At 60.2% G+C, this 18,332-nt stretch carries 21 protein-coding genes and 1 tRNA gene; 4 read left to right on the top strand and 18 right to left on the bottom strand.

Going from position 1 to position 18,332, the window contains the following annotated elements:
• Positions 1-79: 79 nt before the first annotated feature.
• Entirely contained in the window at positions 80-2,821 is a 2,742-nt protein-coding gene (secA, locus tag ACH2DG_RS08655; protein WP_395025516.1) for a preprotein translocase subunit SecA, read from the bottom strand.
• Between the two features lie 209 nt (positions 2,822-3,030).
• On the opposite strand from secA, the gene ACH2DG_RS08650 reads away from it, so the two are divergent.
• Positions 3,031-3,369: a hypothetical protein gene (locus ACH2DG_RS08650; RefSeq protein WP_395025515.1), complete on the top strand. Its 339-nt coding sequence runs from the start codon at positions 3,031-3,033 to the stop codon at positions 3,367-3,369.
• 94 nt (positions 3,370-3,463) lie between these two features.
• Here the strand turns inward: ACH2DG_RS08650 and ACH2DG_RS08645 are convergent.
• The 6 genes from ACH2DG_RS08645 to petA form a co-directional block, all read right to left on the bottom strand.
• Positions 3,464-3,539, bottom strand: a tRNA-Thr gene (locus ACH2DG_RS08645).
• Between the two features lie 49 nt (positions 3,540-3,588).
• Positions 3,589-4,110 (bottom strand): ClpXP protease specificity-enhancing factor, encoded by a 522-nt coding sequence (locus tag ACH2DG_RS08640; RefSeq protein WP_395025514.1) that lies wholly within the window; start codon positions 4,108-4,110, stop codon positions 3,589-3,591.
• Positions 4,111-4,191: 81 nt separating this feature from the next.
• The gene (locus tag ACH2DG_RS08635; protein WP_184707100.1) at positions 4,192-4,803 is read right to left on the bottom strand and encodes a glutathione S-transferase N-terminal domain-containing protein; all 612 of its coding nucleotides are present in this window, start codon (positions 4,801-4,803) and stop codon (positions 4,192-4,194) included.
• A 124-nt stretch (positions 4,804-4,927) separates the two neighbouring features.
• On the bottom strand, positions 4,928-5,692 hold the full coding sequence (locus ACH2DG_RS08630; RefSeq protein WP_395025512.1) for a cytochrome c1: 765 nt from the start codon (positions 5,690-5,692) through the stop codon (positions 4,928-4,930).
• Between the two features lie 18 nt (positions 5,693-5,710).
• Positions 5,711-7,189, bottom strand: a complete 1,479-nt coding sequence (locus tag ACH2DG_RS08625; RefSeq protein WP_395025511.1) for a cytochrome bc complex cytochrome b subunit — start codon at positions 7,187-7,189, stop codon at positions 5,711-5,713.
• A gap of 9 nt (positions 7,190-7,198) precedes the next feature.
• Positions 7,199-7,795, bottom strand: coding sequence for a ubiquinol-cytochrome c reductase iron-sulfur subunit (gene petA / locus ACH2DG_RS08620; RefSeq protein WP_224150183.1), 597 nt, complete (start codon positions 7,793-7,795; stop codon positions 7,199-7,201).
• Positions 7,796-7,921: 126 nt separating this feature from the next.
• On the opposite strand from petA, the gene mscL reads away from it, so the two are divergent.
• A complete protein-coding gene (gene mscL / locus ACH2DG_RS08615; protein WP_395025510.1) occupies positions 7,922-8,350 on the top strand; it encodes a large conductance mechanosensitive channel protein MscL in 429 nt (142 codons plus the stop codon).
• A gap of 150 nt (positions 8,351-8,500) precedes the next feature.
• On the opposite strand, the gene pdxA is transcribed toward mscL, so the two are convergent.
• Positions 8,501-9,532, bottom strand: coding sequence for a 4-hydroxythreonine-4-phosphate dehydrogenase PdxA (gene pdxA, locus ACH2DG_RS08610; protein WP_395025638.1), 1,032 nt, complete (start codon positions 9,530-9,532; stop codon positions 8,501-8,503).
• Between the two features lie 85 nt (positions 9,533-9,617).
• Positions 9,618-10,370 (bottom strand): Nif3-like dinuclear metal center hexameric protein, encoded by a 753-nt coding sequence (locus ACH2DG_RS08605; protein ID WP_395025508.1) that lies wholly within the window; start codon positions 10,368-10,370, stop codon positions 9,618-9,620.
• 112 nt (positions 10,371-10,482) lie between these two features.
• Between ACH2DG_RS08605 and ACH2DG_RS08600 the strand changes: the two genes are divergently transcribed.
• Complete coding sequence (locus ACH2DG_RS08600) at positions 10,483-10,965, top strand: AmiS/UreI family transporter (protein WP_395025507.1); 483 nt, start codon at positions 10,483-10,485, stop codon at positions 10,963-10,965.
• Here the strand turns inward: ACH2DG_RS08600 and ACH2DG_RS08595 are convergent.
• Both ACH2DG_RS08595 and ACH2DG_RS08590 read right to left on the bottom strand, forming a co-directional pair.
• On the bottom strand, positions 10,949-12,277 hold the full coding sequence (locus ACH2DG_RS08595) for an MFS transporter (RefSeq protein ID WP_395025506.1): 1,329 nt from the start codon (positions 12,275-12,277) through the stop codon (positions 10,949-10,951). The two genes, ACH2DG_RS08600 and ACH2DG_RS08595, sit on opposite strands and share 17 nt — an antisense overlap.
• Before the next feature lie 7 nt (positions 12,278-12,284).
• Positions 12,285-12,623 carry a hypothetical protein gene (locus tag ACH2DG_RS08590; RefSeq protein ID WP_395025504.1) on the bottom strand — a complete coding sequence of 113 codons (339 nt, stop codon included), beginning with the start codon at positions 12,621-12,623 and terminating at the stop codon, positions 12,285-12,287.
• Between the two features lie 24 nt (positions 12,624-12,647).
• Between ACH2DG_RS08590 and ACH2DG_RS08585 the strand changes: the two genes are divergently transcribed.
• Entirely contained in the window at positions 12,648-13,820 is a 1,173-nt protein-coding gene (locus tag ACH2DG_RS08585) for a S1C family serine protease (RefSeq protein WP_395025503.1), read from the top strand.
• A gap of 279 nt (positions 13,821-14,099) precedes the next feature.
• Here ACH2DG_RS08585 and tatC read toward each other — a convergent pair whose 3' ends face one another.
• From tatC to ACH2DG_RS08550, 7 genes are all read right to left on the bottom strand, one after another.
• On the bottom strand, positions 14,100-14,894 hold the full coding sequence (gene tatC, locus ACH2DG_RS08580; RefSeq protein WP_395025502.1) for a twin-arginine translocase subunit TatC: 795 nt from the start codon (positions 14,892-14,894) through the stop codon (positions 14,100-14,102).
• A 74-nt stretch (positions 14,895-14,968) separates the two neighbouring features.
• Positions 14,969-15,505 (bottom strand): Sec-independent protein translocase protein TatB, encoded by a 537-nt coding sequence (gene tatB / locus ACH2DG_RS08575; RefSeq protein WP_184707079.1) that lies wholly within the window; start codon positions 15,503-15,505, stop codon positions 14,969-14,971.
• A 78-nt stretch (positions 15,506-15,583) separates the two neighbouring features.
• Positions 15,584-15,832, bottom strand: a complete 249-nt coding sequence (tatA, locus tag ACH2DG_RS08570; protein WP_395025500.1) for a Sec-independent protein translocase subunit TatA — start codon at positions 15,830-15,832, stop codon at positions 15,584-15,586.
• A gap of 100 nt (positions 15,833-15,932) precedes the next feature.
• Complete coding sequence (locus ACH2DG_RS08565; RefSeq protein ID WP_395025498.1) at positions 15,933-16,289, bottom strand: histidine triad nucleotide-binding protein; 357 nt, start codon at positions 16,287-16,289, stop codon at positions 15,933-15,935.
• Positions 16,290-16,398: 109 nt separating this feature from the next.
• Positions 16,399-17,511 carry a patatin-like phospholipase family protein gene (locus ACH2DG_RS08560; RefSeq protein ID WP_395025496.1) on the bottom strand — a complete coding sequence of 371 codons (1,113 nt, stop codon included), beginning with the start codon at positions 17,509-17,511 and terminating at the stop codon, positions 16,399-16,401.
• Positions 17,504-17,893 carry a DUF4870 family protein gene (locus tag ACH2DG_RS08555; protein ID WP_395025494.1) on the bottom strand — a complete coding sequence of 130 codons (390 nt, stop codon included), beginning with the start codon at positions 17,891-17,893 and terminating at the stop codon, positions 17,504-17,506. Before ACH2DG_RS08555 ends, ACH2DG_RS08560 begins: the two co-directional genes overlap by 8 nt.
• Entirely contained in the window at positions 17,890-18,294 is a 405-nt protein-coding gene (locus tag ACH2DG_RS08550; protein ID WP_395025492.1) for a phosphoribosyl-ATP diphosphatase, read from the bottom strand. Before ACH2DG_RS08550 ends, ACH2DG_RS08555 begins: the two co-directional genes overlap by 4 nt.
• Positions 18,295-18,332 lie beyond the last annotated feature (38 nt).

The following is an 18,332-nucleotide window of genomic DNA, read 5'->3' as shown; positions in this document are numbered from 1 at the left end:
AATGAGAAAGAAGGGAAAAAACCAAGAAAAAAAACGGGCTCTGCACCTGTCAAAGCCCGTCTTCTACAGCATTACAGTGTCAAGCGAGTTTACCGTGGCAGAGCTTGAAACGTTTGCCGCTGCCGCATGGGCAGGGATCGTTGCGGCCCACGCGCATGCCTTCGGGCAGCTCCAGCGGCTCCATGGCGGCAGCCTCTTCCGCTGAAGGCTCCTCCGCACCGCTGTAGTGGACGCTGGTGCGGGCATTGCTTTGCTCCAGCTGTTCGGTGGCTTCGTCGAGCTGCTCGGGTGAGCGGATCTGCACCTGCATCATCACACGGGTGACCTGGTTCTTGACGTGGTCGATCAGCTGGCGGAACAACTCGAATGCTTCGCGCTTGTATTCCTGCTTGGGCTGCTTTTGCGCATAGCCGCGCAGATGGATGCCCTGGCGCAGATAGTCCAGTGCAGCCAAGTGATCACGCCACGAGGAGTCCAGCGTCTGCAGCAGCACGGCACGCATGAACTGCATGAAGTTTTCCTTGCCCGCCTGCTCCAGCTTGCTGCTGAAAATGCGCGCGCCTTCGGCGACGACCTTTTCCTCGATCTCTTCGTCGGTCAGCGATTCGGAGCCATCGAGCAGTTGCGCCAGTGGCAGGTCGATCTGCATTTCCTCGCGCAGCGCCTTCTCCAGGCCCGGCAGGTCCCATTGCTCTTCCATCGACTGCTCGGGCACATACTGGCGAACGATGTCGGCCAGGGTGCTGTCGCGCATGCCGTCGATCATGGGCGACAGATCGGCGGAGTCCAGAATTTCATTGCGCTGCTGGTAGATGACCTTGCGCTGGTCATTGGCCACGTCATCATATTCCAGCAGTTGCTTGCGCATGTCGAAGTTGCGCGCTTCCACCTTGCGCTGTGCGCTTTCGATGGAGCGGGTCACGATACCCGCTTCAATGGCTTCGCCATCGGGCATCTTCAAGCGCTCCATGATGGCCTTGACGCGGTCACCCGCGAAGATGCGCATCAGTTGGTCGTCCAACGACAGATAGAAACGCGAGGAGCCCTTGTCGCCCTGGCGGCCTGCACGGCCACGCAACTGGTTGTCGATGCGGCGCGATTCGTGGCGCTCGGTCGCAATGATGCGCAAGCCACCCAGCTCGGTCACCTTGTCATGCTCCAGCTTCCATTCGGCGCGCAAGGCTTCCACCTTGTTCTTGCGCTCCGACTCGGACAACGACTCGTCGGACTCGATGGCGGCAATCTGCTTTTCGATGTTGCCACCCAGCACGATGTCGGTACCACGGCCGGCCATGTTGGTGGCGATGGTGATCATGCCGGGGCGGCCTGCCTGGGCAATGATGTCGGCCTCGCGCTCGTGCTGCTTGGCGTTGAGCACCTGGTGCGGCAGGTTTTCCTTCTTCAGAAGCTCGTCGATGATTTCCGAGTTCTCAATCGAAGTGGTTCCCACCAGCACTGGCTGGCCGCGCTCGTAGCATTCGCGGATATCTGCAATCGCGGCCATGTATTTCTCGGGCGTGGTCTTGTAGACCCGGTCGAGCTGGTCATCGCGCTTGCTGGGGCGGTTCGGCGGAATCACCACAGTCTCAAGGCCGTAGATTTCCTGGAACTCGTAGGCTTCCGTATCGGCCGTCCCCGTCATGCCGCCCAGCTTGGCGTACAGGCGGAAGTAATTCTGGAACGTGATCGAAGCCAGCGTCTGGTTTTCGGCCTGGATCTCCACACCTTCCTTGGCCTCCACGGCCTGGTGCAGGCCTTCGCTCCAGCGGCGGCCCGACATCAGACGTCCGGTGAACTCGTCCACGATCACCACTTCGCCGTTCTGCACCACATAGTGCTGGTCGCGATGGTAGAGGTGCTCGGCGCGCAGCGCCGCAAACAACTGGTGCACCAGGGTGATGTTGGTAGGGTCGTACAGCGAAGCGCCTTCGGCAATCAGACCCTTCTCGGCCAGGATGCGCTCGGCAGCCTCGTACCCCGCTTCGGTCAGGTTGATCTGGTGGCCCTTTTCATCGACCGTGAAATCGCCCGGCTTGGTGACGCCTTCACCCGTGCGCGGGTCAGCTTCGCCTTCCTGGCGGGTGAGCAGCGGCACCACGGTGCGCATGGCCAGATAGGCGGCCGTATGGTCTTCAGCCTGGCCGGAAATGATCAGCGGAGTGCGCGCCTCATCGATCAGGATCGAGTCCACCTCGTCAACGATGGCGAAATTCAGATGGCGCTGTACGCGCTCCGTCTTGTCCTGCACCATGTTGTCACGCAGGTAGTCGAAGCCGTATTCGTTGTTCGTGCCGTAGGTGATGTCTGCGTTGTAGGCAGCCTGCTTTTCATGCTTGGGCAGTTGCGACAGGTTGATGCCCACCGACAGCCCCAGAAAGTTGTAGAGGCGGCCCATCCAGGTCGCATCGCGCGTGGCCAGATAATCGTTCACGGTCACCACATGCACGCCATTGCCCGCCAGCGCATTCAGGTACACCGGCAAGGTACCGGTCAGCGTCTTGCCCTCGCCTGTGCGCATTTCAGCAATCTTGCCGTAGTGCAGCGCCATGCCGCCCAGCATCTGCACATCGAAGTGGCGCATCTTCATCACGCGCTTGGAACCCTCGCGGACCACGGCAAACGCTTCCGGCAGGATGTTATCCAGCGATTCGCCCCCGGCAATGCGGTCCTTGAATTCCTGGGTTTTCTGGCGCAATTGCTCGTCGCTCAGCTTTTCGTACTCTGGCTCCATCGCATTGATGCGCGCCACGACCTTGCGGTATTGCTTGAGCAGGCGATCATTGCGACTGCCAAAAATTTTGGTGAAGAAATTGGTTGCCATGCGAACAAAACCACGCGGCGCAAATCAGCACTGGTGCCAATTCCGCCGCGCGACCGGAATTCCTAGTGATTAGTGTTGTGTCAGATGGAGACTATGCACCCGGATTCAATACCGGCTGCACCACCTGCTAAATAAAACATTCTACAACCCTGACTAGAATACGTCGTGGCAGGTTCACCAATCCATGGTCATCCGCCAGCGCACAGCCTATGACACCCTCCAACCGCAGGCATTACGCCATCACCGTCGAACAAGCCGCCAGCGAGGCGCCAACGCTCGCAAGCCTGGCCGCGCTGACACGCGAATCCACCACCCGGTACAAGCTGGTGGAGTTCCTGGTGCCTCCGATGCTGCGCCCTGCCATCAAGCCCGGCCCCATTGACGGAGATCAATGGTGCCTGCTGGTGGCCAACAATGCCTGCGCCGCCAAGCTCAAGCAACTGCTCCCCGCCATGGCCGCACACTTGCGCGTCAAAGGCTATCCAACGGCCGACATCCGGCTGAAAGTGCTGGGCCAGGGGACAAATCGCCCCTCCACTCACTATTAAATCAATAGCGGTCAGCACGCTCCTATCAATCACCCAAGACTTGTTTTGGCAATAAAAAAGGCCTGCATCGCAATGCAGGCCCCGGGGATTGGGATGGTGCCGATTATCGGAATCGAACTGATGACCTACCGCTTACAAGGCGGTTGCTCTACCAACTGAGCTAAATCGGCAACATGCGGCATTCTATACGCGAAAGCGCGCAAAAAAGCCGAATTCTGCCTATTTCACCAGCTTGAGCGAAGGTTTGCCAGCCTTGGGGGGCTTGCTTGGTCCATCGCCCTCGGGCGGAGCCGTGTCGTCACTGGACGATACGACCTGCATCACCGGCGGCGATGAAGCCGAAGCATCGAAGGCATCCTCCTCATCGGCCGGACCTTGCAATGCCTGCATTGCAATACCTGCGTCGTCATCCAACAGGTCCTCGGGTGGCGGAAAGCCCATGCCCTGGCCGGTTTCACGCGCAAAAATGGCAATGACGCGGGTGACTGGCACCATGATTTCACGCGGCACACCGCCAAAACGGGCAGTGAACTCAATGTAGTCATTGCCCAGCTTGAGCGCATTGGTGGCGTCGTAGCTGATGTTCAGCACAATTTCACCATCTTTGACAAATTCGCGCGGCACCTGCACGGTCTTGTCCACGCGTACGCTCAGATAAGGCGTGAGCCCGTTGTCGTTGCACCACTCCACCCAGGCGCGGATCAGATAGGGCTGGGTGGAGGTTGTCTGGATTTCACTCATTCGGCACTTTCTGCTTGTCACCCAGGCTGCCGCACAGGGCCAGCCCGGGGAGCCCGGCCGCCAAGCCGGGCCAGGCGGTCATCACTTGCGCATCACCTTTTCCGAAGGCGTCAGTGCCTCAATGTAGGCAGGGCGCGAGAAAATACGCTCGGCGTACTTGAGCAGAGGCGCAGCATTCTTCGACAGTTCAATGCCGTAGTAGTCCAGGCGCCACAGCAGCGGAGCAATGGCCACATCCAGCATGGAGAAGTTCTCGCCCAGAATGAACTTGTTCTTCAGGAACACTGGCGCCATCTGGGTCAGGCGGTCACGGATTTGCGAACGCGCCTTTTCCAGCGCCTTTTCATTGCCCTTGGCCGCACGCTCTTCCAGGGTGTGCACGTGGGTGAACAGCTCTTTTTCGAAGTTGAGCAGGAACAGGCGCACGCGGGCACGCTCCACAGGGTCACCAGGCATCAACTGGGGATGCGGGAAGCGCTCGTCAATGTACTCGTTGATGATGTTCGATTCGTACAGGATCAGATCGCGTTCCACCAGAATGGGCACTTGCCCATAGGGATTCATCACGCTGATGTCTTCGGGCTTGTTGAACAGGTCCACATCACGGATTTCGAAGTCCATTCCCTTCTCAAACAGCACAAAGCGGCAGCGGTGGGAGAAAGGGCAGGTCGTTCCCGAATAAAGCACCATCATGGTGGAAGGCTCCTAAAATCAAAAAGAGTGGGTAGCAGTCAATGCCGCCCACTCTACACAAATCGGCAACCAGAATTCAAGCCCTGAAAACAGGGCGGGGCCTGGCTGCTCGCAAAAACAGTGATTACTTCACATCTTTCCAGAACGCTGCATTCAGGCGCCAGGTGATGAGAATCAGACCCAGCAAGAAGATCAGCACCCAAACACCCACGCGAATGCGGGTGTTTTGGCTGGGGTCACCCATCCATTGTAGATAGTTCACCAAATCACCCACATTCTTATCGAATTCGGCCGAACTCATCTTGCCGGGGGTCACTTGATTCCAGCCCTTGAACAGCTGCACCTTGTGGCCGTGTTCGTCCACTTCCTCATACACCGGTGTGCGCACCCCCTGCAGCTCCCACAGCACATGCGGCATACCTACAGACGGGAAGGCCATGTTGTTCCAGCCTGTGGCTTTGGTGTCGTCCTTGTAGAAAGTTCGCAGGAAGGTGTAGAGGTAGTCCGCGCCCGTGCCCTGGCTGCCGGCACGCGAGCGCGCCACCAGGGTCAGATCGGGCGGATTGGCTCCGAACCACTCCTTGGCCTGCCTGGGATCAATGGCCGCCTTCATGGTCTCGCCCACCTTGTCGGTGGTCAGAAGCAGGTTGTCCTTGATCTGCTGCTCGGTCAGGCCAATATCCTTGAGGCGGTTGTAGCGCACGAACGAGGCGGAGTGGCAGCTCAGGCAGTAATTGACAAACAGCTTGGCGCCATTTTGCAAGGACGCCGTATCGTTGGTGCTGGTCTTGAACTTGTCCCAGGCAACACCGCCTTCAGAGGCCTGCACCGGGGCTGCCCCCATCCAGACACCAACGGCCAGCAAGGTGGAAAGAATTATTTTTTTCATCGTGATGCTCTCCCGGGCTCAGTGCGCATGAAAGGTGACCCGATCAGGCACCGGTTTAGGTGTTCCCTTGCGGCTCCACCAAGGCATCAGCAGGAAGAAACCAAAATAGAACAAGGTACCTACCTGCGATACTTTTTCGCCAATGGGCGACGGCGGTTGCACACCCAGGTATGCCAGCACGATGAAATTGACCACGAACACCGCGTACACATATTTGTGCCAGTGCGGACGGTAGCGGATCGACTTGACCGGGCTGTGATCGAGCCAGGGCAGGAAGAACAGGATGATGACCGCCAGACCCATCACCACCACGCCCCAGAACTTGGCATCAATCCCCGACAGCGCCTTGATGCCCGTGAAGGCAAAGGCACCAAACATTGCCAGCACCACGACAGCCACCGCAATCAGCAGGCCCTTGAGGGCGCCTGCCATGCGCGTTTTCACGCAGACAAAGGCAACGGCAATGATAAGGATGGCCGAGAGCGCAACCATCATTTCGCTGGTGATGGCACGCAGCATCGAATAGAACGGCGTGAAGTACCACACAGGTGCAATGTGGTTCGGCGTCTTCAATGGATCAGCCGGGATGAAGTTGTTGTATTCGAGGAAATAGCCCCCCATCTCCGGCGCAAAGAACACGATGGCCGAGAAGATGAACAGGAAAACAGCCACACCGAAGATGTCGTGCACCGTGTAGTACGGGTGGAAGGGCACGCCATCGAGCGGGTTGCCCTTGGCATCCTTGGGCGCCTTGGGGCCCTTGATCTCGATGCCATCCGGGTTGTTCGATCCCACATCATGCAAAGCCAGCAAGTGGGCCACCACCAGGCCGAGCAACACCAGCGGCACGGCAATCACGTGGAAGCTGAAGAAGCGATTCAGCGTGGCATCGCCGACCACATAGTCACCACGGATCAGCAGCGCCAGATCAGGGCCGATGAAGGGAATGGCCGAGAACAGGTTCACGATCACCTGCGCGCCCCAATACGACATCTGGCCCCAGGGCAGCAGGTAGCCCATGAATGCCTCTGCCATCAGGCACAGGAAGATGGCGCAGCCAAAGATCCAGACCAGCTCGCGCGGCTTGCGGTAGCTGCCGTACAGGAGGCCACGGAACATGTGCAGATACACCACCACAAAGAAGGCCGAGGCGCCCGTGGAATGCATGGTTCGGATCAGCCAGCCCCAGGGAACGTCTCGCATGATGTATTCAACTGAGGCAAAAGCCGCAGCTGGCGCCCCAATCACGCCACCCACCGGATTGGCGTCTGGCTTGTAGTGCATCACGAGGAAGATGCCGGTGACGATCTGGATCACCAGCACCAGAAGCGCCAGGGAGCCAAAGATGTACCAAAAATTGAAGTTTTTCGGAGCGTAGTACTCCGACATGTGAACGCGATAGGCATCAAAAGCCGTGGGAAAACGGTTTTCCAGCCAGTTGCTCGCCTTGGCCCCAATGGAGGCATTGGGCGATATGTCCTTGAATTCGTGTGCCATGCCGCCTCCTTATGCCTTTTTGTCTTCGCCGATCAGCAGCCTGGTATCCGAGAGATACATGTGCGCTGGCACTTCGAGGTTGTCGGGTGCGGGCTTGTTCTTGAAGACGCGGCCAGCGAGGTCGAATGTCGAGCCGTGGCAGGGACACAGAAAGCCGCCCTTCCAGTCATCGGGCAGCGAAGGCTGCGGGCCGGGTGCCAGCTTGTCGGTCGGCGAGCAGCCCAGATGGGTGCAGATACCAATCACCACCAGTACATCGGGCTTGATGGAGCGGGTTTCGTTCTTGGCGTAGTCCGGCGTGGGATACGCCGTACGCTCTGATTTGGGATCGGCCAGCTGGCCGTCTAGCTTGGGCAATTCGGCCAGTTGCTCCGGGGTGCGACGCATGATCCAGATGGGCTTGCCGCGCCACTCTGCAGTGATCTTCTCGCCGGGCTTGAGCTCCGAGATATCCACCTCGACCGCTGCACCGGCGGCCTTGGCCTTTTCCGAAGGCTGGAAAGAACTGACAAAGGGAACGGCAGTGGCGACTCCACCTACTGCACCTGCACATCCTGACGCTATCAGCCACGTCCGCTTACTGGAGTCGATGGAAGAATCACTCATGGGGCTCCTTGATCAACAATTGTGTCTCGGTTTTCGCGGATTGTACGGATGGAGCTGGCAGTCATGCAATGCGGCAAAACCTGAGCGATACTGTAGCCCATGTTTATTTTTTGACAGGAGCCAACAATGAGCTTCATGAAGGAATTCCGTGAGTTCGCGGTCAAGGGCAACGTGATGGATCTGGCCGTCGGCGTGATCATCGGCGGTGCATTCGGCAAGATTGTCGATTCGGTCGTGAACGATTTGATCATGCCGCTGGTGGGCATGATCTTTGGAAAGCTGGATTTTTCCAATCTTTTCGTGGTGCTGGGCACTATCCCCGACGGCGTGCCACGCACGCTCGATGCCCTGAAGAAGGCTGGCATCCCGGTCTTTGCCTATGGCAACTTCATCACGGTCGCGGTCAACTTCCTGATCCTGGCTTTCATCATCTTCATGATGGTCAAGCAGATCAATCGCCTCAAGCGCGAAGCACCTGCAGAAGCACCCGCTGCGCCTGCAGAAGACATCGTGCTGCTGCGTGAAATTCGCGACAGTCTGCAGCAGAAACGTTGATCTTTCGCAACGATGTGTGTTGCATAAAATCCTGAAAAAGAAGCAGCCGCCTGGCTGCTTTCTTTTTTACGGCTTGGGCTGCCTGCGGCCAAGAGATGGTTTCTCCGGCCCATCCCGCTCCTCAGAAGGAGCTTCGCGAACTGAACTCGCTCAGGCAGCCACCAAGCGCCGCGCCACCTGCACCGCTTCTATCAAACTTGCTGCATCAGCCACACCCTGCCCGGCAATGTTGAAAGCCGTGCCATGATCCGGACTGGTGCGCACCAATGACAGACCCAGGGTCACGTTCACCCCCTGATCCAGGCCCAGGTACTTCACCGGAATCAGGCCCTGGTCGTGGTACATCGCCACCACCACATCAAACTCTCCGGTCTTGCCCGGCACACTGCGGGCACGCATGAATACGGTATCCGGGGCTTCCGGGCCTGCCACATCCATGCCCAGCGCTCGTGCCTGTGCAATGGCCGGGGCGATCTGCTCGATCTCTTCGCGCCCCATGTGTCCAGCCTCGCCTGCATGCGGGTTCAGCCCTGCGACCGCAATGCGCGGCGCGCGGCCGAGTGATCGGGAAAGCGCAGCATGCGTGATGCGCAGTGTTTCCAGCACATTGGCACTGGTCACTGCATCAATCGCGTCGCGCAGAGAGACATGGATGCTCACCAGCACGGTACGCAGCGATTCATTGGCCAGCATCATGCGCACCGGCATCTGTGCAATGGGCACACCGGCATGGATGGCAGCTTCCGCCTGCAAAAGCTCCGTATGTCCGGGGAAATCCACTCCCGCCAGATGCAGTGCCTCCTTGTGCAGGGGGGCTGTCACCAGACCATCGATCTCTCCGCGCAAGGCCGCGCGTGCCGCCCACTGCACACAGGCAGCAGCAGCGCGCCCCGCCTCTGCCTGCACCTGCCCAAAGGGCAGCGGGCCGGGCAAACCGGGCAGCGGCAGCACCGGCATACAACGCTGCGGTACCTGCAGCGCATCTTGCGCAGTTGCAATCACCGCGACGGGCAAGGCACACCGACCGGGCCCTTGCAGCACCTGCGCGGCGCGGCGCAAGGTGGCTACGTCGCCCACAACAAAACAGCCGCGCATGCACTCAGGCGCATCACGAAAGCCCTTGGCAATGATTTCGGGGCCAATACCTGCGGGATCGCCCTGGGTGATAGCCAGAAGTGGGATGCGGCTCACAACACAAACCTTTGAGAGAAAACAAGCTACAGCGCGCAACCATTGAGCGCTTTAAGCTATTAAATATATAGCTAAATCAAGCTGGGTTATCAATGTCGATGAACTCGTGCGCAATGCCCAGTTGCTGCGCGACCAGCGATGCCGCAGCGGGCGCACCATAGCGCTCCGTGGCATGGTGACCACCGGCAAAAAAACTCACCCCTGTCTCGCGTGCCAGATGCGCCTGCGGTTCCGAGATTTCGCCCGTCAAAAAGCCATCGGCACCGGCCGCGATGGCGGCCTCAAAAAAGCTTTGCGCCCCTCCGGTACACCAGGCCATGCGACAGATGGGGCGAGGGTTTTCGCTTGTCGCCAGCGTGACGGAGCGACCCAGGGCCTGTTGTATCTGCGCCGCAATCTGCTGTGCAGGCGCTTCCGGGATACTGCCGATAAAGCCGAGATCCTGCTCCCCGAAGCGTCCGTCTGCCTGCCAACCCAGGCGCACGCCCAGTTGCGCGTTGTTCCCCAGCTCGGGATGGGCGTCGAGCGGCAGGTGGTAGGCAAACAGGTTGATATCGTTCTTGATCAGGCGCTCGATGCGCTGCTTCATCCAGCCGGTGATGCGCCCGTCATACCCACGCCAGAACAGGCCATGGTGCACAAAGATGGCATCTGCACCGGCAGCAATGGCCGCATCGATGAGCGCACGCGATGCGGTCACGCCGCTCACCAGCTTGCGGATCTCGGTCTTGCCCTCGATCTGCAGGCCATTGGGGCCGTAGTCCTTGAATCGTTCGGGTTGCAGCAGGGTATTGAAGGCCTGCAGCATGTCTTGGCGGGTGGTCGTCATGGCGCGATTGTCTCAGAAGGGAATTTCTCTTATGCCTGAAACACGCGATAACCACCGCAGAGTGGCCATTACACTGGCGCGCCCTCCTCCTGTCCCTCCACCTGATTTCCCCATGCTTGGCGTTGCACTTCTTTTCATCGGCGCAGTTCTGATCGTCAATGGCCTGTCGCTGGCAGGCCGCATCGAGCCCAAGGACACGGTGATGCTCAACTTGCTGGTGGGGCTGCTGGCGCTGTTCACCAACCTGCTGGGGCTGGTGCGCGCAGACGGCACGCCGGATTACCTTGCAAGCGCGGGCGGCCTGCTGTTCGCCTTCACCTACCTGTATGCGGCGGCCACCCACTGGTTTGGCCTCAAGGGTGAGGGCCTGGGCTGGTACAGCGGCTTCGTGGCTGTCAGCGCCCTGGCTTTTGCTGCAGTGCAACAGGACTGGCGCATGGCGACACTCTGGTTGCTGTGGGCCAGCCTGTGGCTGCTGTTCTTCGTATCCATGGGCCTGGGCCGCCGCCTGCGCCTCCTGCCACACTACACCGTTGCCTGCGGCGTAGGCACTTGCTGGGCGCCGGGGCTGCTCATGCTCACCGGCCGCTGGTAGACCCCGGTTGCCAGCCCTTGCTGGCCAGGGGCCAAAAACCCAGCACCGCGCCCAGAATGCCCATGGCTGCCACGTAGTGGGCGGGCGCCATCACATCGGTCTGCTGCCAGACGGAAACCAGCATGGGCGTGAGCCCGCCAAACACCGCATAAGCCATGTTGTAGGCAAAGGACAGTCCGGTGAACCGCACCGGCGCCGGGAAGGCGCGAACCCCCACCACCGGCAGCAGCGAGATACTGCCCACAAAGAAACCCACCAGCGCATACGACCACAGCAGCGACGCATCGGTGCCCGGCAGGCCCAGGTAGAAGATATAGGCGGTAGCACTCATGCCCAGCCAGCCCACCACCATCACCACGCGGGTGCCCAGGCGGTCCGACAGCCAGCCCCAGAACACGCAGCCCAGCGTCAGGGTGACCGTGGCGAGCGCATTGGCCTTCATGGCCGAGGCCGGAGCAATGTGGAACACCTTCTGCAGATAGGCGGGGGTGAACAGCACGACAACCACGATGGCGGTGGAGAGCACCCAGGTCATCAGCGCCACCAGCACACAGGCCGCGCGGTGCTCGCGCAGAATGGTCTTGATCGGCAACTCGCGCCCGGCCTCCTTGCGTGCCTGCAATTCTTGAAAGACCGGCGTCTCGTGCAGAAAGCGGCGCAGGTACACGGACACCAGGCCGAAGACACCGCCCAGAATGAACGGAATGCGCCATGCCCAGTCGTGGATCTCGGTGGCGCTGTAGCTGCTGTTGAGCCATACGCCAATGATGGAGCCCAGGAAAATGCCGCCGGTAATGCCTGAGGTGAGCGCGCCGATGGCAAAGCCGTAGTGCCGCGTCGGTGCGTGCTCGGCCACAAACACCCAGGCGCCAGGCATCTCGCCGCCAATGGCTGCGCCCTGCAGCACGCGCATCAGCAAGAGCAGCAAGGGCGCGGCAATGCCGATGGAGGCATAGGTGGGCAGCAGGCCGATCACCAGCGTGGGCACCGCCATCAAAAAGATGGACAGCGTGAACATCTTCTTGCGGCCCAGGATATCGCCAAAGTGCGCAATCAGTATGCCGCCCAGCGGCCGTGCGAGGTAGCCGGCAGCAAAAATGCCCAGCGTCTGCAGCTGGCGCAGCCAGTCCGGCATTTCGGCTGGAAAGAACAGCGAGCCAATCACGTTGGCAAAAAAGACGAACACCACGAAGTCATAGAACTCCAAGGTGCCGCCCAGGGCGGACAGGCCCAGAGTCTTGTAGTCGCCGCGCGTCAACGCGCGGGCAGGCGCTGCAGCGGCAGCGCCTTGGGGGAAGGTTTGCGAAGTCATGTGTCCTCTAGCGTTCAGAAGACAGCGCGGTGCAATGCGGCGCAGTTATGAGCGCAATCACCGGGTTCGGGATCGCCGGGGTACGGGATCGTGGCAGGCAAGCCTGGAGGATGGCCAGTTCGCGAGGAACCGCAATGTGCAGGAAAGGCGCAGTCAAAACGACGATTTTAGGTATAAACCCTGGCAGCAATCGCCGCCCAAGCACCCACCAGCCATCGCCATCAGCGATGCCCGCAGCCTCCGTGCGCGATACAAAGGGGTGGCGCGGCCGCAAAAGCAGAGGCGTCCGGACACGAATGACATAATCACCCCATGCGGGGCCGCCACCGGTGCGCTCCAGATCCATGGCTTCCTCATCCCTCTCGCCTCTATGAAACGCCTCTGGCTTCTGTTTACCCAGGTGGTCACCGTACTGCTTGGCATCTATTTCGTCGTGGCTACGCTGCAGCCCAGCTGGCTGCAGCGCAATAAAAATGTGCGCAGCAATGCGGGCATCGCCCTGATTGAAGCGCCCAAGGACGACAGCACCCATGCCGCAGTCGCCACCAGCAGTTTCAGCCCAGCGGCCAAGAAGGCCGCCCCCGCCGTGGTCAGCATCAATACCAGCACCGAGGTCCGCCATCCGCGTGCCAACGATCCGTGGTTTCAGTTCTTCTTTGGCGACCAGGGCGTACAGAACCAGGCAGGCCTGGGCAGCGGCGTCATCATCAGCCCCGATGGCTATGTGCTGACCAACAACCATGTGGTGGAAGCAGCCGACGACATCGAAGTAACCCTGACCGATGGCCGCAAATCCAAGGCACAAGTGATTGGCACCGACCCGGAAACCGATCTGGCCATTCTCAAGATCACGCTGGACAAGCTGCCCGTGATCGTTCTGGGCAATTCGGAATCGGTCGAAGTCGGTGACCAGGTGCTGGCCATCGGCAACCCCTTCGGCGTAGGCCAGACGGTTACCAGCGGCATCATCAGCGCACTGGGCAGGAGCGAGCTGGGCATCAACACCTTCGAGAACTTCATCCAGACCGATGCCGCCATCAACCCCGGCAACTCCGGCGGCGCGCTGGTCGATGTGAATGGCAACCTCGTGGGCATCAACACCGCCATCTATTCACGCTCGGGCGGCAGCATGGGTATCGGCTTTGCCATCCCCGTGGCCATTGCCAAGAATGTGCTCGACAGCATCGTGCGCGACGGCAAGGTAACGCGCGGCTGGATCGGTGTGGAACCCAACGACCTGACGCCCGAGCTGGCCGAAACCTTCGGCGTGAAAGCCGACGAAGGCGTCATCATCACCGGTGTGCTGCAAAATGGCCCGGCAGCCCTGGCCGGCATCCGCCCTGGCGACGTAATCACTCAGGTGGGCGAAAAGCCCGTACGCCATGTGCAGGAGCTTTTGACCGCCGTGGCCGGCCTGATGCCGGGCACCGAAGCGCAGATGCAGATTCGCCGTAACGAAAGCAGCCTGACCATCCGCATCACGCCGGATACCCGCCCCGCCAGCGGGCGCGCCGTGCCGCAGATGCCTCAGGGGCGACGCTGAACCGCTGTCCATAGGAACCGGCCTCCAGGCCCTGGCAGAGTACATTCCCGGCATTTCAGCTGACACCGCTTGCTGCAATGCCGCTGCCAACGCCAAGGGAAATCGCTGAAATTCTATAGCCTCAAGCACAAGAAACTCTGCTTTTTGTAGCAATCTTCAACCGAGAGGCCCCCCGCAGCGAGTATCGGCAAAAACAAAGAACAAAGCCCCGTGCTCGCAAGCATCCGGGGCTTTTTTTTGCTCTTGAGACCCGTAACGGGCCATCGCATCTGCAGCCGCTCAGGCTGCGCTGTTGGAATCCGCCTCTTCGTCTTTCTTTGGCGCGTTGCGCGAGAACCAAGTTGCACCCCAGATGCCAATCTCGTACAGAATGCACATGGGCACCGCCAGCGAGATCTGCGAGAGCACATCGGGCGGCGTCACCACTGCGGCAATGATGAAGGCCAGCACGATGAAGTACCCGCGAAAGGACTTGAGCTTGTCAATTTCGACAATGCCCAGACGCACCAGCAGGATCACCACGATCGGCACCTGAAACGCCAGGCCGAAAGCCAGATACAGCGACAGAATGGCTTCGACATAAGAGGCGATATCCGGCGTTGCCGCCACGCTCGACGGCGTGAAATGCTGGATGAAGCCGAACATGCGGTCCAGCACGAACAATTGCACAAAGGCAATGCCCGCGTAGGCCAGCAGGCTGCCAAAAAAGATCAGTGGCAGTGCAAAGCGCTTTTCATGGCTGTAGAGCCCGGGAGCCACAAAGGCCCACAGCTGGTACATGATCCAGGGCAGGGCCAGCAGCACCGCCGCCATCCCCAGCACCTTGAGCGGAACGATGAAGGGCGAGAACACGCCAACGGCAATCAGCTTGGCGTCAGGCGGCATGTGTGCCTTGATGGGGTGGGCGATGAAGTTCATCAGCCCATCGGGGCCCGGCCAGATGGCCAGCAGGATCAAGGCCACGACAATGCCGCCAATGCTGTAGACCAGGCGGTTGCGCAGCTCCATCAGGTGCTGCACGAAGGGCTGCTCGGTGCCGGCCAGTTCGTCTTCTTGGGAGGGAGTTTCGGACATGGAAAAATTCTTGTGAACAGGTGCCTGCCGTCAGTTGCGGGCGCACGCGAAGCCGCTACCCTGCATTTTCCGCATCACGCCTTGGGTCCGCGTGACTTGGGCCGGAAACGGGCGACCCGGGCTGCCCCCGATTGCACGTGGGTACGCACGCCTGCGCGGTGCTTGTACCACTGGGGGGTCGCGCCGCGTTTGACACGCCAGTTCTTGCGCGGGTGCTGGTACACCGGAGAGACGGACGAAGCCGTGCTGCCATAGCTCTCGGCATAAGGGTCTGCGGTGTAGAAGCTGTCTTCGCCCGCCGACGACTCCCCCGACAGTGCGCCCTTGACGCCATGCGCCTCGTCGTTCAGGTTCTTTTCGAAATCGGAGGCATTGGTGCGGATCGTGCTTTCCACATCGCGCGCTGCCGATTCGACGCTGTCCTTCATCTTGCGCAGCTCGTCGAGCTCCATCGAACGATTGACCTCGGCCTTCACGTCATTGACATAGCGCTGCGCCTTGCCCAGCAAGGTGCCAACCGTGCGGGCCACGCGCGGCAGTTTTTCAGGGCCGATCACGATCAGTGCCACCGCACCGATCAAGGCCATTTTGGAGATACCGAGATCAAACATTCCAGTCCCAACGATGGCAGGCCAGCGACTGCGGCCGCACGGGCATGGCCAGCACGGTCGTCACGAGCATGCAGCGCATCAGCCCTTGTTCTTGGCTTCGACGTCGATCGTGGTCTTGTCCGCCACGGGAGTCTGGCCCACCTGCTGCTGAGCCGTAGTGGTAGATGTTGGGGCAGCGGCGCTTTCGTTGCCGTCCTTGATGCCATCCTTGAAGCCCTTGACGGCACCGCCCAGGTCCGAGCCGATGTTCTTGAGCTTTTTGGTGCCAAACACCAGCACCACGATGGCCAGAACGATCAGCCAATGCCAAATAGAAAAGGAACCCATGAATTTCTCCTTGCGAATGCAAACATTTTAGACGCCCCGGGCGCCTGCAAGTTTCGTAATACTGTCACGCAGCGCGGTATTACCTGAGCGATGGCTGCAATCAGCCCTTGCGCCAGGGGCGCGCGCCTCCCAGGATGTGGATGTGCAGGTGGTGCACTTCCTGGCCGCCCTCTTCGCCCGTATTCACCATCAGGCGAAAACCGCCTTCGGGATAAGGGTTGCAGCCATTGGCCCGGGCCAGTTCGGGCGCCTTGACCAGCATGCGACCCAGAAGGGGGGCATCGTCGGCGCTCACCTGGGCCATCGACGGGATGTGGCCCTTGGGCACCATCAGCAAATGCACGGGTGCGGACGGGTGGATGTCCTTGAAGACCAGCATGTCCTCGTCTTCATACACCTTGCTCGAAGGGATATCGCCCGCAATGATTTTGCAGAAAATGCAGTTTGGATCGTGCATAAGATTCATGAGTAAAAAGATGCCTTGGCGCGCATCCACTGTGCGCATGCAGCTATACCAAGCATAGCGCAATCTATCTCCTGCACCCGCAGCACGGGCGACAGCGACGTCACACCTTGAAGCCTGAGCGCACGCCGACATCGGCGCGGTGGCGCTTGAGCCACGCAAGGCCCGATTCGCGCCCCTTGTCCATCAACTCGCGCACAAAGGCCATGTCGGAGCGGTTTTTGCTCGATGCCCCATAGGCCTTGAGCACCTTGCCGCCATCCACATGGTGCATCAGCATGTATTTGTAGCGCTCGGAGTCGAGCTTGCCCTCTTCCAGCAGACGACGCACAAAGCCCATGGCACGCAACTCGGCCAGCAGGCTGGCGTTGAATGTGATCTCGTTGACGCGGTCCATGATTTCCTGCGCGTTGGACGGCACCTCGTCATACTCGATGGGGTTGAGCTGCACCAGCAATACATCGCTGTTGCCCGTCTGGTAAATCAGCGGATAGAGCAGCGGATTGCCGGAATAGCCACCGTCCCAGTAGAACTGGTCACCCACCTCGACTGCCTTGTACAGCATGGGCAGGCAGGCGGACGCCATCACTGCGTCTGCCGAGAGCCGCTTGCCGCTGAAGACTTCGCCCTTGCCGGTGCGGACATTGGTGGCGCAGACGAAGACGCGCGGTGCGCTCTTGCCCTGCTCCTGCTGCAGAAAGTCAAAATCCACCACGCGTTCCAATAGGCGGCGCAGCGGATTGATATCGAGCGGGTTGGTCTGGTAGGGCGAGAACCACTGACTCATCATGTCCATGATGGCCTTGCCCGCCGCAGGCACGCCCGCCATCAGGCTGCCCATGGTGCCCACGCCTTCCCAGAACTGGCGCAGGCTGGCCCGGGCGGCTTCACAGCCCGCTTCATGGGCTTCGCGCCGGTCCTTGATTTCGACGGCCGCGCGGCCATAGCCATAGGCCATCACCACGGCGTTCATGGCCCCGGCACTGGTGCCGCTGACACCTTCAAACCACAGGCTGCGCTCTTCCAACAGGGCGTCCAGCACCCCCCAGGTGAAAGCGCCGTGCGAACCGCCGCCCTGCAGCGCCAGGCTGATGGGCGGCGTATTCTCGTCAACGCCCTTGGACCGTGCAAGCCGTGTGCGCTGCGGCGCAGTTCCGCCCGCCTCGGCTGCCTGCGGGGACAGCGCGCCGTCTGCCGGCTCGATGTGGTTAGCCATGGATGGCTTGGTCCTTGTTCATGGCGACCATGCCGCGCACGATGCGGTAGAGAAACCAGATCGAGATAATGGTCCAGGCGATCCAGCCCGGCACCAGAAAGAATATCCACAGCGGTGCCGTCACCACATACAGGATGCCCGCCCAGATCACACTGCGGATGCGCCAGGAAAAATGGCTCTCCTGCCAGGTTCCCCTGGCATCGCCACGCTTGACCAGATCAATCACCAACGCCACGACAAGCAGAAATACGCTGACCTGCGCGCTCGGCACCACCGCAGCCACTGCCACGATCAGGTGCAGAAAATAGCTCACCCAACCCCAGGTTTTCAGGCTTTCCATTTCGGCCGCATCCACGGCTTTGACTTCGATCACATCACTCATGGAACACTCCCTTCTTCGGCTTCACGACTCTTGACCTTGCGCATGGCCTTTTCTTCCAGGCCGCTCAAGCCTTCACGGCGCACCAGTTCATTGACCACATCCTGCGGGCTGAGGCCATAGTGGGCCAGCGCCACCATGGTATGAAACCACAGATCGGCCACTTCGTACACCAGCTTGGCTGCGGGCGCGCCGTGGTCGACATCCTTGGCAGCCATCACGACTTCGGTAGCCTCTTCGCCCACTTTCTTCAGAAATGCATCCGGCCCCTTGTGCAGCAGGCGGGCCACGTAGCTGGACTCTGGATCGCCACCATTGGCGGGCTTGCGCGACTCCAGCAGCTCCGCCAGGCGCATCAGCGCATCGGTTGCAGGCAGGGCAGAAGAAGAATTCTTTTCGGTCATAACAACAATGTATTTCGCCCTGCCCTTATGGCGAAGGC

It is taken from the genome of Comamonas odontotermitis, assembly GCF_040396735.1.
Taxonomy (GTDB): Bacteria; Pseudomonadota; Gammaproteobacteria; order Burkholderiales; family Burkholderiaceae_C; genus Comamonas; species Comamonas odontotermitis_C.
The sequence above is the reverse complement of the archived record's forward strand: the minus strand, read 5'-3'. Positions and strand labels throughout refer to the sequence as shown.

Coding starts and splice junctions, on each gene's coding strand:
- secA (WP_395025516.1), bottom strand. CDS start 2,821: ATGGCAACCAATTTCTTCACCAAAATTTTTGGCAGTCGCAATGATCGC.
- ACH2DG_RS08635 (WP_184707100.1), bottom strand. CDS start 4,803: ATGATGGTGCTTTATTCGGGAACGACCTGCCCTTTCTCCCACCGCTGC.
- petA (WP_224150183.1), bottom strand. CDS start 7,795: ATGAGTGATTCTTCCATCGACTCCAGTAAGCGGACGTGGCTGATAGCG.
- ACH2DG_RS08605 (WP_395025508.1), bottom strand. CDS start 10,370: ATGACGACCACCCGCCAAGACATGCTGCAGGCCTTCAATACCCTGCTG.
- ACH2DG_RS08630 (WP_395025512.1), bottom strand. CDS start 5,692: ATGAAAAAAATAATTCTTTCCACCTTGCTGGCCGTTGGTGTCTGGATG.
- ACH2DG_RS08600 (WP_395025507.1), top strand. CDS start 10,483: ATGCTTGGCGTTGCACTTCTTTTCATCGGCGCAGTTCTGATCGTCAAT.
- tatC (WP_395025502.1), bottom strand. CDS start 14,894: ATGTCCGAAACTCCCTCCCAAGAAGACGAACTGGCCGGCACCGAGCAG.
- ACH2DG_RS08550 (WP_395025492.1), bottom strand. CDS start 18,294: ATGACCGAAAAGAATTCTTCTTCTGCCCTGCCTGCAACCGATGCGCTG.
- ACH2DG_RS08590 (WP_395025504.1), bottom strand. CDS start 12,623: ATGGATCTGGAGCGCACCGGTGGCGGCCCCGCATGGGGTGATTATGTC.
- ACH2DG_RS08595 (WP_395025506.1), bottom strand. CDS start 12,277: ATGACTTCGCAAACCTTCCCCCAAGGCGCTGCCGCTGCAGCGCCTGCC.
- ACH2DG_RS08560 (WP_395025496.1), bottom strand. CDS start 17,511: ATGGCTAACCACATCGAGCCGGCAGACGGCGCGCTGTCCCCGCAGGCA.
- ACH2DG_RS08555 (WP_395025494.1), bottom strand. CDS start 17,893: ATGAGTGATGTGATCGAAGTCAAAGCCGTGGATGCGGCCGAAATGGAA.
- tatB (WP_184707079.1), bottom strand. CDS start 15,505: ATGTTTGATCTCGGTATCTCCAAAATGGCCTTGATCGGTGCGGTGGCA.
- mscL (WP_395025510.1), top strand. CDS start 7,922: ATGAGCTTCATGAAGGAATTCCGTGAGTTCGCGGTCAAGGGCAACGTG.
- ACH2DG_RS08640 (WP_395025514.1), bottom strand. CDS start 4,110: ATGAGTGAAATCCAGACAACCTCCACCCAGCCCTATCTGATCCGCGCC.
- ACH2DG_RS08650 (WP_395025515.1), top strand. CDS start 3,031: ATGACACCCTCCAACCGCAGGCATTACGCCATCACCGTCGAACAAGCC.
- ACH2DG_RS08625 (WP_395025511.1), bottom strand. CDS start 7,189: ATGGCACACGAATTCAAGGACATATCGCCCAATGCCTCCATTGGGGCC.
- ACH2DG_RS08585 (WP_395025503.1), top strand. CDS start 12,648: ATGAAACGCCTCTGGCTTCTGTTTACCCAGGTGGTCACCGTACTGCTT.
- ACH2DG_RS08565 (WP_395025498.1), bottom strand. CDS start 16,289: ATGCACGATCCAAACTGCATTTTCTGCAAAATCATTGCGGGCGATATC.
- tatA (WP_395025500.1), bottom strand. CDS start 15,832: ATGGGTTCCTTTTCTATTTGGCATTGGCTGATCGTTCTGGCCATCGTG.